Annotated in this window: 10 protein-coding genes; 9 read left to right on the top strand and 1 reads right to left on the bottom strand. The window is 67.1% G+C overall.

Annotated features, from left to right (window positions below):
• Nucleotides 1-31 precede the first annotated feature (31 nt).
• Complete coding sequence (gene basC / locus C3F42_RS01725) at nucleotides 32-1,351, top strand: putative histamine N-monooxygenase (protein WP_104443866.1); 1,320 nt, start codon at nucleotides 32-34, stop codon at nucleotides 1,349-1,351.
• Between the two features lie 70 nt (nucleotides 1,352-1,421).
• On the opposite strand, the gene C3F42_RS01720 is transcribed toward basC, so the two are convergent.
• Complete coding sequence (locus C3F42_RS01720; RefSeq protein WP_104443865.1) at nucleotides 1,422-3,530, bottom strand: condensation domain-containing protein; 2,109 nt, start codon at nucleotides 3,528-3,530, stop codon at nucleotides 1,422-1,424.
• 218 nt (nucleotides 3,531-3,748) lie between these two features.
• Here C3F42_RS01720 and C3F42_RS01715 point away from each other — a divergent pair, with 218 nt between their 5' ends.
• From C3F42_RS01715 to C3F42_RS01680, 8 genes are all read left to right on the top strand, one after another.
• The gene (locus C3F42_RS01715) at nucleotides 3,749-4,267 is read left to right on the top strand and encodes a sigma-70 family RNA polymerase sigma factor (RefSeq protein WP_038706138.1); all 519 of its coding nucleotides are present in this window, start codon (nucleotides 3,749-3,751) and stop codon (nucleotides 4,265-4,267) included.
• A 120-nt stretch (nucleotides 4,268-4,387) separates the two neighbouring features.
• The gene (locus tag C3F42_RS01710; protein WP_104443864.1) at nucleotides 4,388-6,175 is read left to right on the top strand and encodes an ABC transporter ATP-binding protein; all 1,788 of its coding nucleotides are present in this window, start codon (nucleotides 4,388-4,390) and stop codon (nucleotides 6,173-6,175) included.
• A gap of 2 nt (nucleotides 6,176-6,177) precedes the next feature.
• Nucleotides 6,178-7,947 (top strand): ABC transporter ATP-binding protein, encoded by a 1,770-nt coding sequence (locus C3F42_RS01705; RefSeq protein ID WP_104443863.1) that lies wholly within the window; start codon nucleotides 6,178-6,180, stop codon nucleotides 7,945-7,947.
• Nucleotides 7,948-7,997: 50 nt separating this feature from the next.
• Nucleotides 7,998-8,888 carry an ABC transporter permease gene (locus tag C3F42_RS01700; protein ID WP_256586321.1) on the top strand — a complete coding sequence of 297 codons (891 nt, stop codon included), beginning with the start codon at nucleotides 7,998-8,000 and terminating at the stop codon, nucleotides 8,886-8,888.
• Nucleotides 8,888-9,823 (top strand): iron chelate uptake ABC transporter family permease subunit, encoded by a 936-nt coding sequence (locus C3F42_RS01695; RefSeq protein WP_031315945.1) that lies wholly within the window; start codon nucleotides 8,888-8,890, stop codon nucleotides 9,821-9,823. The genes C3F42_RS01700 and C3F42_RS01695 overlap by 1 nt, the downstream gene beginning before the upstream one ends.
• The gene (locus tag C3F42_RS01690) at nucleotides 9,820-10,602 is read left to right on the top strand and encodes an ABC transporter ATP-binding protein (protein ID WP_104443861.1); all 783 of its coding nucleotides are present in this window, start codon (nucleotides 9,820-9,822) and stop codon (nucleotides 10,600-10,602) included. The genes C3F42_RS01695 and C3F42_RS01690 overlap by 4 nt, the downstream gene beginning before the upstream one ends.
• Nucleotides 10,599-11,561, top strand: a complete 963-nt coding sequence (locus C3F42_RS01685) for a siderophore ABC transporter substrate-binding protein (protein ID WP_104443860.1) — start codon at nucleotides 10,599-10,601, stop codon at nucleotides 11,559-11,561. Before C3F42_RS01690 ends, C3F42_RS01685 begins: the two co-directional genes overlap by 4 nt.
• A gap of 132 nt (nucleotides 11,562-11,693) precedes the next feature.
• On the top strand, nucleotides 11,694-13,931 hold the full coding sequence (locus C3F42_RS01680) for a TonB-dependent siderophore receptor (RefSeq protein ID WP_104443859.1): 2,238 nt from the start codon (nucleotides 11,694-11,696) through the stop codon (nucleotides 13,929-13,931).
• Nucleotides 13,932-13,972: the final 41 nt, after the last annotated feature.

Raw genomic sequence — 13,972 nt, 5'->3', positions numbered from 1 at the left:
CAATCATCGTTCTTGGGAAATCATCGAGCATATGGACATCGCACACCTGGATATCGCCGGCATCGGCATCGGACCTTTCAACCTGGGCCTGGCCGCGCTGCTGTCACGCCACCCGCACCTGAGCTGCGCGTTCCTCGAGCGCAAGGCGCAGTTCCGCTGGCACGAGGGCCTGCTGCTGCCCGGCACCACCTTGCAGGTGCCGTTCCTGGCCGACCTGGTGACCCTGGCCGACCCGTGTCACCCGCTGAGCTACCTCAACTACCTGCACCAGCACGACCGCCTGTTCCAGTTCTACTACTACGACCACTTCCAGGTGCCCCGGCGCGAGTACGACCACTATTGCCGCTGGGCGGCGGGCCAACTGCCGGGCTGCCATTTCGGCGAGGAGGTCACGGGCGTGCGCTACGACAACGCCAGCGAACGCTTTGTCATCGACAGCGTGTCGGTGTCGGGCCTGGAGCGACGCTACAGCAGCCGCGACCTGGCCATCGGCCTCGGTACCCGGCCGTGGTTGCCGGCCTGGGCGCAAACCCGCACCCAGGCGCCGTTGCTGCACTCGGCGGAGTTCGGCAAGCGTCAGGGCGAGCTGGAGCAGTGCCGGCGCGTGGTGGTGGTCGGCTCCGGACAGAGCGCCGCGGAGTGCGTGCTGGCGCTGTTCAACGCGCTGACCCCGGAGCAGGTGGAGGCGGGGGCGTCGATCCACTGGATCACCCGCTCGGGAGGCTTCCACCCCATGGAGTACTCCAAGCTCGGCCAGGAGTGTTTCACTCCGGCGTACATGAACTACTTCCACACCCTGGCGCGGGACAAACGCCGGGAGATCGTCGCCCAGCAGGGCCTGTTGTACAAAGGCATCAGCTTCTCGACCATCGGCGCGATCTACGACCTGATCTACGAACGCTCCATCGGCGGGCGCGAGCCTGGGCTGACGCTGCTGTCCAGCTGTGACGTGGAGACGGTCGAGGACCTGGGCTCGGCGGGACTGCGCATGACCTTCCGGCATAGCCAGCTGGAGCAACGGGCAACGCTGGACGCCGACGCGATCGTCGCGGCGACCGGCTATGCCCATGCCTGGCCGCAGTGGTTCGAGCAGCTCAAGGGTTCGGTGCTGGCCACCGACGCGCACGGCGACTGCATCGTCGGCGAGGACTTCACCGCGCAGCGTTGCGATGGCGGCAGTGGCCGGGTGTTCGTGCAGAACGCCGAGATCTTCCAGCATGGTGTCGGCTCGCCGGACCTGGGGCTGGGGCCGGTGCGCAATGCGGTGATCGTCAACCAGTTGCTGGGCCGGGCGCAGTACCGGGTGCCGCAGCGCTCGTCGTTCCAGCGCTACGGGTTGCCGGAGACCTGAGAGGGCGCAACCACGGGCTTGATCGGCTCCCATGCTTGAGTGGGAGCGGGTCAAGCCCGCGATGGGCGCGTCAGGCCAAGCTGATCGAAGCCAAAGCCCGCCGGCCGCCATCCACCTCGGCCAACACACCGAACGCCGCCGAAATCATCGCGCACAGGCGCTCGACCTGAGCACCGCTGTAGCGATCGCTGCGGTAGGTGATCACCAGGCGCAGCGAGCGCTGGCCATCGAACACATCTTCCATGATCTCGAACTGCAGGCCGAACATCGACTCGCTCTTGTCCGGGTCTATCTGCTTGTAGCGGATAGACCGGCCATCGGGTGCCTGCAGCGCGCCATTGAGGGCGTTGTTGGCGTGGATCTGCACATACACATCGAACATCAGGCCCTCGGCGGGGGTCATGCCAAGCGCCTGCTGGATGGTCTCCATGGGCACGTCGGCATAGGCCATCGAGTCGTTGATCATCCGCGTCACATCGCCCAGCAACCCGGCCAGCGACTGTTCGGGGGCGAACTGCACGCGGTGGGCAACCATGGTGGTGAAGTAGCCGACGGTGTCGAAATACGCAGGGTCGGTGCGCCCGGACGCCGAGGTACCGATCACCAGGTCCGAGAGGTTGCCGAGCTTGTGCAGCGACAGGGCGATGGCGGTGTAGATCACGCTGAACAGCGATGACTGATGCAGCCGGGCACTGGCGCCCAGTTGTTCCAGCATGCCGGGTTCGGGGCGCAGCTCCAGCCAGCGCGCACGTGTGGTCGCCTGGTCGGCGGGCAGCAGTGTGGCGTCATCGCAGGCGGGCAGGGCAAGGCCGCGGGTGGCGTCGCGCAGCAGCTCGGTCCAGTACGCCAGGTGGCGTGGATTCGGGCCCTGGGCACTCTGGGCCAGGGCGAATTCGTGGAAGGTGCGCGCCGCCGCGGGCCATTGCGGCGCCCGGTCCTGGGCGCGGGCCAGGTAGGCCTCGGCCAGTTCGGCCATGATCACGTTCAGCGACCACTCGTCGATGGCCATGTGGTGGACCAGGAACGACAGCACCTGGTGGCCACTGTGCGGGTCACGCAGCATGCGCAACCTGAGTGGCAGTTCGCGGGCCAGGTCGAAGCGGTGCTTCGCCTCGCCGGCCAGGCTCGCGCCGGCGCTTTCGGCGCTGTTCCAGAACCACTTGAAACGGCCCAGCTCGGCCAGCGGCACGATGCGCTGGCAGGCGTCGTCGCCCTCGCCATGGTAGGTGGTACGCAGGCTGGCATGGCGCTCCAGCAGGTCAGTGAAGGCCTGCTGCAGTAGCGCCTCGTCCACCGGGTCGTGGAAGTCCAGGGCAAACGGCAGATTGAAGATGGTGCCGTAGTCGAAGGCCGCGCAGGCGCGCCACAACGACGCCTGGGCTAGGGCCATCGGCGCTTGCTGGATATCCCTGGCCTGATCGCTGGCCTGGCTGGCTCGCCCTTGGCTCAGCTTGGCGCGGCTGGCCAGCGCCGATGCGCTGGGCGAGGCGAAGAAGTCGCTGAAGCGCAGTTCGATGCCATGCTCGCCCTGCAAGCGCCCGATGATCCGGGTGGCCAGCAGCGAGTGGCCGCCCATGTCGAAGAAGTCATCGTCCAGGGTCATGCCAGGCTCCGCCAATGCCTGGCGGAACGCGTCGAGGATGCGTTGCGCGATGTCCGTCGAAGGCGCCTGCGATAACGGTTCGAGCATCAGTGGCTGGTCGCCGGCCTGGGCGTCATAGGCGGCGCGGATGCGTTCGAGCAGGGCTTGCGGCGACTGACGCAGCACCGCATGGCAGAGCAGACCGAGCGCAGCCTGGTGATCGCCGGCCAGCAGCAGGGCCTCGAATGGCGGCTGCGTGGTGGAATCCCAGGGCGCCGCCTGGCGCGCCCGCAGCAGGGCGTCCAGACCCTCGGCCGCGCTCCGTTCGATACGCAGGCACGGGTACCAGCCGGGTTCCTGGGTCTTGTACAGGTCGCCGTCGTCGCTGAAGTGGTAGCGGCTGTTCAGGGCCGGCGAGGCTTCGACCACCGCCTGCACGGCCAGGGCCAGCAATGACAGGTCGGCCGTGGGCCCAAGGCGCCAGGCGCCCAGTTGCCGGTGCAACTGCTCGGGTTGCTGCTGCTGGGCGAACCAGGCGAGTTCTTCGTGTTCATCCAGGGCCTGGGGCGAGGGTAGGGTGGTGTTGCGTTCCAACATGGTTAGCTTCCTGCTGTTCGATCGATCAAGGCCCGCGTCGGCCTTCACTGCCATCCGTGGATCGCGGTGAGTGGCCGCGCAGAGGGTTTGCACCACCGGGGTGCATTGCGTGAATCCCGAGGATTCGTTATGGTGAGAAAGATGCAAATAATTATCATCTAGATTGGCGCACGTCAAAGGAAGCCGTCTGGAATGCACCACGCTCAGGGAGAGGTACCGTGGACAACGGAACGTTCGCGCTTCGTCAACAGCTGCAACAGCTGTATCAGGATCATCACGGCTGGTTGTGCGAGCTGCTGCGCCGCAAGCTGGGCAACGCGGTGGACGCGGCGGACCTGGCCCACGATATCTACCTGCACCTGATGAACAAGGGCCAGGTGCCGACGGCGGAACAATCGCGCTGCCACCTGACGCAGATCGCCAACGGCAAGGTCATCGACCTGTACCGCCGCCGCCAACGTGAAACCCGCTACCTCGAGGACCATGGCCTGCAGCCCGAGCCCCGGGTGCCGTCGGAAGAGGCGCGGGCGCTGGTGGTCGAGGCCCTGGGCGCGATCGACAGCGCCCTGCAACGGCATTCGCCCAAGGCCCGCCAGGCCCTGCTGCTGTGCCGGCTCGACGGCATGGCCCATCGCGCCATCGCCGCCGAGTTGCGGGTATCGGTGTCCTCGGTCGAGAAGTACATCGCCGCCGGCGTGCGCACCTGCAGGCGCTATCGCACCGGCAGTGGCGCCTGAGCGTGGGCATTGTTTTTTGCGGGTTTGCCCGCCTCGTGCGGAATACAGGTTGAGAAGGACTGGCGGGCTGGGCGCCCAAGTGGCTGCCCGGCCTGCTCTTCGTGCTGAAAAGGAGCATTCATGAGTGTTGAACAAGGGGTGGCGGTGCAGCAGCCCGCCAAGGGGCCGGTCGCCGCAGTGCTGGCGCCGATTCGCGGGCGCTTGATCGTCGCCGGGTTGCTCGCCGCGCTGGGCGCCATGCTCAGCCTGGCGCCCCTGGCCGCGATCGCCGAGGTCGCCCGGCTGGCGTTCGCCGAAGGGCAGGGCGTCGCGCAGGCCTGGCCGGTGATCGTGCTGGGGCTGGGCTGCCTGTTCGTCGGCATGGCTTTGATTTCGCTGGGCGACCTGGTGGCCCACCTGGCCGACAACCAAATCACCGGCACCCTGCGCCTGGCAATCATCCGCCGCCTGGCACGGGTACCGCTGGGCTGGTTCACCAGCCGCGCCTCCGGCGAGGTGAAGCAGGCCATGCAGGACGATATCGGCATCCTGCACAGCCTCACCGCGCACTTCTACACCACCCTCGGGCGCAGCGCCGGGGCAGTGCTGGCGTCGATCGTCTACCTGTTCGCCATGGACTGGCGCATGGCGCTGGTGTCGATGCTGCCGTTCCCGCTGTTCTTCCTGTTCTTCGCCCGTGCCCACCAGGCCAGCGCCCGCAACATGCAGGCCTTCGGCGCTGGCATGGGGCGGATCAACCAGGCGGTGGTCGAATTCGTCAACGGCATCCCGGTGGTCAAGGCCTTCGGCGGGCAGCGCAAGGCGCATGGCAGCTACCGCGAGGCGGTGGACGCCTTCGCCGCGGCCTTCACCGACTTCACCCGGCCGCTGGTCAGCGCCATGGCCAATGCCAACGCGATGATCGCGCCGGTGTCGGTACTGGGCGTGGTGCTGGCGTTCGGCACGCTGTTCGTCGGCCTGGGCTGGATCACCCCGGTGCAGGTGCTGCCGTTCGCCCTGGTGGCGCCGGGCATCTGTGCGCCGCTGCTGTTGCTGGCCTATATCACCCACGACCTGAACAACGCCACCGGTGCCGCCCAGCGCGTGCAGGCGCTGCTGAACACGGCGGTGCTGGAGACCGACGGCCAGGGCGCCGGCAAGCCGCCGGCCGATGCGCGCATCGAGGTGCAGGGCCTGGGCTATCACTACGACCCTCGCAACCCGGTGCTGAGCGAGGTGTCGTTCACCCTGGAACCGGGCACGGTCACTGCGGTGGTCGGCGCCTCGGGCGCCGGCAAGTCGACCCTGGCGCGCCTGTTGCTGCGCTTCTTCGACCCCAGTGCCGGGCGTATCACCCTGGGCGGCGTCGACCTGCGTCAGATCGACAGCGCGCAACTGTACCGGCGCATCGGCTTTGTCCTGCAGGAAGTGCGCCTGATCCATGCCAGTGTGCGCGAGAACATTGCCCTGGGCCGGCCTTCGGCGAGCCAGGAGCAGATCGAGGCGGCGGCGCGGATTGCCAATATCCACGAGCGCATCCTCGCCCAGCCGCGTGGCTACGACGCGGTGATCGGCGAGGACGTGCAGTTCTCCGGCGGCGAGCTGCAACGGCTGAGCATTGCCCGCGCGGTGCTGCTCGACCCGCCGGTGCTGGTGCTCGACGAGGCCACCGCGGCGGCCGACGCCGAGAACGAAGTCAAGCTGCAACAGGCACTGTCGCGCTTCGCCCGGGGGCGCACGCTGCTGGTGATCGCCCATCGCCTGGACACGGTGATGCACGCCGACCAGATCCTGGTGCTGGACCAGGGCACCGTCGCCGAGCGCGGCAATCACGACGAACTGCTGGCCCGTCGCGGGCTGTATGCCCGCCTGTGGGCCGCCGGCGGCTATGCGAAGACGCGGGCGACCGCGCAGGTGGAGGAGCACTGATCATGTTGGGGACTTTCGTTCGACTGCTCGGCGACGACGCCGTGTTCCTGCGCCGCTACATCCGCCTCGCGCTGGTGTATGGCGTGCTGTGCGGGCTGACCATCGTCACCCTGGTGCCGATCCTGCGTCACCTGCTGGGCAACCAGCTGGAAGCCGCCGGCCAGTGGCTGGCCCTGCTGGCCCTGGGCGTGGTGGTGTGCTGGTACCTGCGGCGCCGGGTGGAGAAGGCCGGCATCGCCGTGGGCATTGCCGTGCTGCGCGGTGGCCGCCAGCGCCTGGGCGAGCATGTCGGCACGCTGCCGGTGGGCTGGTTCAATGCCGCCAACACCGCGCGCCTGAGCCATGTCACCACCCAGGGCATGATGGAGATCGCGCAACTGCCGGCCCATGTGTTCACGCCGCTGTTCACCGGAGTGGTGACGCCGTTGGTGATCCTCGTTGCGCTGTTGCTGGTCGACCTGCGCCTGGGCCTGGTTGCCCTGGTCAGCCTGCCGCTGCTGGCCCTGGTAATGCTGGCGACAATGCGCCTTGGCCAGCGCGCCGACCAGCGCTACCAGCGCGACACCGCGCAGACCAGCCAGCGCATGGTCGAGTTCGCCCAGGCGCAGTCGGTGCTGCGTGCCTTCAATGGCGAGCAGGGCGGAACGCGCTTCCTGGAGCAGGCCGTGGCCCAGCAACAACAGGCGGCGCGCAAGCTGATCCAGCTGTCGGCGTTGTCGTCGGTGCTCAACGTCTGGGCGGTGCAGGCCAGCTTCGCCGCGTTGCTGGTGGTCGCCACGCTGTGGCTCGGCGAGCAGGCCGGCGCAGGCTTCGACAACGCAACGGTGATCGCCACCCTGGTTGCGCTGGTGCTGGCGACCCGTTTCATCGACCCGCTGCTGGATGTGGCCGGCTACAGCGAAGTACTGCGCGGCACCCGCGGCCAGTTGCAGGCGGTGGCCGAGCTGCTGGCCGTCGAGCCGCTGCCCGAGCCCGCCGCACCGCAGCCGCCGGCCGACGGTTCGGTGCAGCTGGAGCAGGTCGGATTCCGCTACGGCGACGACCAGCCCGAGGTGCTGCGCGAGGTCAGCCTGGACATCGCGCCCGGCAGCATGACGGCGCTGGTCGGCGCATCGGGTTCGGGCAAGACTACCCTGGTGCGCCTGATCGCCCGTTTCTTCGACGTCACCCAGGGCCGGGTCAAGGTCGGCGGGGTGGATGTGCGGCAGATGTCCGCCGAACAGCTGGCCGGGCAGATCAGCCAGATCTTCCAGGACGCCTACCTGTTCCAGGGCAGCATTGCCGACAACATCCGCCTGGGCAAACCCGACGCCAGCGAGGCCGAAGTGCTCGAGGCGGCGCGGCTGGCCGGGGTGCAGGAGATCCTCGAACGTCTGCCCGAAGGCTTGCACACGCCAGTGGGCGAGGGCGGTGCGCGTCTGTCCGGCGGCGAACGCCAGCGCATTTCGATTGCCCGCGCGCTGATCAAGGACGCGCCGATCCTGCTGATCGACGAGGCCACCGCGGCGCTGGACGCCGAGAACCAGGCGGCCATCGCCGAAGCGCTGGCGCGGTTGCGCGGCAAGCGCACGCTGATCGTCATTGCCCACCAGCTGTCGACGGTGGCCATGGCCGACCAGATCGTGGTGCTGGACGAAGGGCGTGTCCGAGAACAGGGCGCCCATGCCCAGCTGGCTGCCGAGGGTGGCGTGTACGCGCACTTCCTCGAGCAGCGCCGGGCCGCCAAGGGTTGGCGCATCGGTGAGGCCGCAGGCGATGGAGTGACCGCTTGAGTCGGTTGTTGCTGCCAACACTGTTGTCGCTGCTGTGTGGCGTTTCACTGATGGTCGGGGCCAGCGAGATGTCCTGGTCGGCCTTGCTGTCGGCCTCCGACGATGCCTGGCTGACCCTCACCGCCAGCCGCCTGCCACGCCTGGCGGCACTGGTGCTGACGGGTGTCGGCCTGTCGATCTGCGGGGTGATCCTGCAGCAGATCGTGCGCAACCGCTTTGTCGAGCCGGCCACCTGCGGCGGACTCGACGCGGCCAAGCTGGGCATCCTGGTGGCCCTGACCGTGCTGCCGGGTGCCGGGGCCACCGGGCGCATGCTGTTCGCCCTGGTGTTCTGCCTGCTGGCGAGCCTGGCGTATGTGGCGATCATTCGCCGCATACGCTTCACCAACCTGGTGCTGGTGCCAGTGATCGGCCTGATGTACGGCAGCGTGCTCAGCGCCATCGCCGAGTTCCATGCCTATCGCCACAACATCCTGCAGAGCATGCAGGGCTGGCTGCTGGGCGACTTCTCGCGGGTGATCGAGGGCAACTACGAGATCATCTACCTGATCCTGCCGATCGTCGTGCTCACCTATCTATATGCCCAGCGCTTCACCGTGCTGGGCATGGGCGAGGGCATGGCTACCAGCCTCGGCCTGAACTATGCGGCCACCGCGATCCTCGGCCTGGTGCTGGTGGCGGTAACGGTGTCGGCCACGGTGATAACCGTGGGCGCGATCCCCTTCGTCGGCCTGGTGGTGCCGAACCTGGTGGCGCTGCGCTACGGCGAGAACCTCAAGCGCACCTTGCCCATCGTCGCCATGTGCGGCGCGGCGCTGCTGCTGGCCTGCGACATCCTCGGCCGGCTGCTGATCCATCCCTACGAAGTGCCCATTGGCCTGACCGCCGGCAGTGTCGGCGGTGTGCTGTTCCTGGTGCTGATCCTGTGGAAGTGCAAATGATGCGCCGCGCCGCCTGGTTGTTGCTGCCGGCCCTGGTGCTGGCGTTCCTGTTGCTGGGCTCGGGCCTGGACTTCAGCTACGTAATCCCCAAGCGCCTGGTGCGCCTGGGCGCGATCGTGGTGGCCGGGGTGTGCATCGCCTTGTCCTCGGTGATCTTCCAGACCCTGGCCGGCAACCGTGTGCTGACCCCGGCGATCATGGGCTACGAAGGCATCTACCTGCTGTTCCAGGCGGTGCTGGTGCTGTGGCTGGGCACCGGCAGCGTGGCGCTGCTCGGCGCGCAGGGCAACGCGCTGCTGTCGATGGCGTTGATGCTCGGCTACTCGTGGCTGCTGCAGCGCTGGCTGCTGCGCGAGGGGCGCGGGGATGTCTACCGCCTGTTGCTGCTGGGGCTGGTGCTGACCATGGTGCTGGGCACCTTCACCCAGTTCATCCAGCTCAAGACCAGCCCGGGGGAGTTCTCGATTCTGCAGAGCCTGGGCTATACCAGCTTCAACCGCGCCCAGCCGGCCCAGGTGCTGTACTCGGGCCTGCTGGTGGCGGCAGTGGCAGTGCTGGTGGCGCGCGGCACGCGGGTGCTCGACGTGCTGGCGCTGGGCCGCGACCAAGCCATTGCCCTGGGCCTGGACCATGGCCGCTGCCTGCGCCTGCAGATGGCGCTGATCGCCGTGCTGGTGGCGGTGTCGACCAGTCTGGTGGGGCCGACCGCGTTCATGGGGGTGTTCGTCGCCAACATCGCCTACGCCCTGGCACGTAGCGCCCGGCACCAGGTGACCCTGCCACTGGCCTGCGCCGTGGCCATCGGCATGTTCCTGCTCGCCCAACTGCTGGTCGAGCATCTGTTCAACTACCGGACCAGCGTGAGCATCCTCGTCAACCTGGTGTGCGGCGCGTACTTCCTCGCGCTGATGGTCCGTACCCGAGGCACCCCATGATCACCCTCGAACACCTGCACAAGGCCTATGGCGACAAGACCGTGCTCGAAGACGTGAGCCTGGCTTTCCCGGCTGGCCAGGTTACCTCGCTGATCGGCCCCAACGGCGCCGGCAAGAGCACCTTGCTGATGTGCATGGCCCGACTGCTGCCGGCAAGCCGCGGGCGCATCCTGCTCGACGGCCAGGACATCGGCCGCATCGCCATCGCCGACTTCGCCCGCCGCGTGGCCACCCTGCGCCAGGTACTGGACTTCAACCTGCGCCTGACCGTCGAGGAACTGGTCGCCTTCGGCCGCTTCCCCTACAGCCGCGGCGTGCTGACCGCCGACGACCATCAGGTAATCGACGAATCCCTGGATTTCCTGGGGCTGCAAGCGCTGCGCCGCGCCTACCTCGACGAACTCAGCGGCGGCCAGCGGCAGATGGCCTTCCTGGCCATGACCATCGCCCAGCGCACCGATCTGTTGCTGCTCGACGAGCCGCTGAACAACCTCGACATGAAGCACGCGGTGCAGATCATGCAGGCGATCCGCAGGCTCTGCGACGAGCAGGGCCGTACGGTGATCCTGGTGGTGCATGACATCAACTTCGCCGCTAATTACTCCGACCACATCGTCGCCATGAAGCAGGGCGCGGTGCACAGCCACGGGCCGGTCGCCGAGGTGGTCACCGAGGCCAACCTGCGCGCGTTGTTCGGCCTGGCGTTCGAGATCCTGCCGAGCGCGCAGGGTTTCGTCTGCAACTACTTCAACCCATCACTATCGAGACAGCTGGTATGAACGGAATCTGCAAGATACTCCTGGCCGCCGCCGTGGCGGCCGCGTTGCCGGGCTGCGACCAGGCCCCGCAGGAGCAGGCGCGCGCCGCCAGCGCCGACTACGCCCCGGTGAAGGTCGAGCACGCCCTGGGCACCACGCTGGTCGAGCACCAGCCGCAACGCGTGGTGGCCTTCGACATGAGCGAGCTGGACACCCTTGACCAGCTCGGCGCGCCGGTGGTCGGCATCGCCAAGGACTATGTGGCGGGCTTCCTGGCCAAATACCGCGATGACCCCAAGGTGGCGGACGTTGGCACCACCATCCAGCCCAACCTCGAACGCCTGCATGCGCTCAAGCCCGACCTGATCCTGATCTCGCCGCTGCAGGCGCAGAGCTACCAGGAACTGAGCCAGATCGCGCCGACGGTGCACTACGACATCGACATGGACAACCGCCAGGGCAATGTCATCGACACCGCCAAGCAGCACCTGCTGACCGTCGGGCAAATTCTCGGCAAGCAAGACTTGGCCCGGGAAACCGCCGCGCGCATCGATGCCAAGGTGGCCCAGGTGCGCAAGGTGACCGACGGGCGCCCGGAAAAGGCGCTGGTGGTGCTGCACAACAACGGCGCGTTCACCGCCTACGGTGTGCGTTCGCGCTACGGCTTCATCTTCGACACCCTCGGGGTCAAGCCGGCCAGCGACGATATGCAGGCCGGCCTGCACGGCCAGCCGATCTCCAATGAGTTCATCTACCAGGCCGCCCCAGACATCCTCTACGTGATCGACCGCACCGCGGTGATGGAGCGCCGCGCCGCGCTGGACCGCGAGACCCTGGACAACCCGCTGCTGCGCCAGACCAAGGCGTGGAAGAACGGCCAGGTGGTGTTCGTCGATCCGCAGACCTGGTACCTATGCACCGCCAGCGTGACCTGCCTGGAGCGGGTAGCGGACGAGGTGGTGAAGGGTTATCAGCGCTGAGCCCCCGCTTTGGTCCCTGTGGTGGTTAAGCCGATAGTGGCCAAGTGACTGTAATTTCTGTTGAGGGATTCGCCGACTCGTACGGAATGACTAATGAGAAACATTACCATTCTTTCCCTAAAGGAATCCCTCATGCCTCCACTGCAACATCCCCAGGCACCGAAGTTGCCCCGCAGGGTCTTGCGCATGGCCGTGCTGCTGGGCATGGCCGCCATCGCCGGCAACGCCTTCGCACAACCGCCACGCAGCACCTCCTCGGCACAGCAGCAAACCCCCGATGTGAAGGAAGAGGGCCTGACCCTGCCGGAAACCCTGGTGCAGGAAACCCGTGACGCACTCGGCGCCCCGCCACCGGAATATGCCGGGGGCCAGGTTGGCTCGGGCAGCCGGGTAGGGCTGATGGGCAACAAGGACTTCAGCGAAACCCCGTTCAACGCCATCAGCTACACCAAGGAATACATCGAGAACCGCCAGGCCCAGGACATCGGCTCGGTGATCGGTGCCACCGATCCGTCGGTCTACGTGCCGAGCAAGCGCGGCATCTTCGAGACTTTCTTTATCCGCGGCCTGTACAGCACCGGCAACGACATCACCTTCAACGGCCTGCCGAGCATGGCGCCGAACATGCGCGGCTCCACCGAGCTTGCCGAGCGCATCGAGGTGCTCAAGGGCCCGTCGGCGCTGCTCAACGGCATGCCGCCAGACGGCAGCGTCGGCGGCAGCATCAATATCGTGCCCAAGCGTGCCGGCGACGAGCCCCTGGCCCGGTTGACCGCCTCCTACGAGTCCGATGGCCTGGCCGGCATGCATGCCGATATCGGCCGCCGCTTCGGCGACCAGAAACAGTTCGGCGTGCGCTTCAATGGCGTCTACCGCGACGGCGACACCCCGGTGGACGACCAGCAGCACCGCATGCAGCTGTCGTCGCTGGCCCTGGACTGGCGCGGCGAGCGGGCGAGGGCGTCGCTGGACTACTACCACCAGCGCGAACGCATGGACGGGGTCAACTATTTCGGCATTGCCTCGATCAGCCCCGGCGTGACCCACCTGCCCAAGGCCAAGAAGGGCGATCACTCGCTGGCCCCGGAGTGGGGCTACACCGTCAACGGCACCGATACCGTGGTGCTGCGCGGTGAGTACGACCTCAACGACTCGCTCACCGCATTCGCCGGCTGGGGCCATAGGGAAGGGGGCTACAACGCGCTGATGACCAGCGGTATGCTGCTCAATGATGCCGGCGACATCTCCGCCACACCGATCCGCTCGGCTCGAGATGGCGAGCAGAAGTCCGGCGAAGTCGGCCTGCGCGGGCGCTTCGCCACTGGCCCGGTCGACCACGCCTGGTCGCTGGCGGCCACCCGCTACGACTCCGAGAACAGTTTCAAGGATAAGCGCCTGCCGACACGCATCCTCACCAACTACTACAACCTGGACTATGGCCCGCGCCCGGAGATCGGCGAGTACGGCAACGTCACGTCGCGCATGCGCGCCCGACTGAGCAGCGAAGCCTTGCTCGACACGATGTCGTTCCTCGATGACAAGGTGCAGTGGACCGTCGGCGCTCGCCACCAGAACGTGCGCGCGTCGAACTACGACGGCAACCACCAGCGTACTTCCAAGGCCTACGATGAAAGCCGGGTTTCGCCGGCCACGGCCTTGCTGGTCAAGGTCACCGACGGACTGTCGCTGTACGGCAACTACATCGAAGGCCTGAGCCAGGGCGGCATCGCCCCGGACAACGCGCGCAACGCCGGCGCGATCATGGCGCCGTACCAGACCAAGCAGTACGAACTGGGCGCCAAGCTCGACCTGGGCACCTTCGCGCACACGGTAAGTGTCTACCAGGTGAAAAAGCCCAGCGCCTATACCGATCCGCTGACGCAGATCTACGGCGTGTACGGCGAACAGCGCAACCGTGGCCTGGAATGGTCGTTCTTCGGCGAGCTCGAGCCGGACCTGCGCCTGCTGGGCGGTGCATCCTACACCAAGGCCGAGCTGAGCAAATCGATACGCAAGGAAAATGAAGGCAACCAGGCCACCGGCGTGCCCAAGGTGCTGGCCAAGCTCGGCGTCGAGTACGACCTGCGCGAGATGCCCGGGCTGACCCTGACCGGCAACGCCAACTATGCCGGCCGACGCTATGCCACCGATGCCAATAACCTGTCGCTGCCGTCCTACACGATTTTCGATCTCGGGGCCCGGTATACCCTGAAGCTCTCGGACAAACCGGTAACCTTGCGTGCCACCGTGCAGAACGTGACCAACAAGGCCTACTGGATCGGCTCGTGGAACGGCGGCGACGGCAGCGGCCTGTCCGGTGGGCTGGGCACGCCGCGGTCGTTGTTGTTCTCCACCTCGGTGGATTTCTAGCCAACTCCACACTGGCTGCGTGGGAGCGGCGGTGAGCCGAT

The sequence above is a fragment of the Pseudomonas sp. PONIH3 genome, assembly GCF_002934345.1.
Lineage (GTDB): Bacteria > Pseudomonadota > Gammaproteobacteria > Pseudomonadales > Pseudomonadaceae > Aquipseudomonas > Aquipseudomonas soli.
The sequence above is the reverse complement of the archived record's forward strand: the minus strand, read 5'-3'. Positions and strand labels throughout refer to the sequence as shown.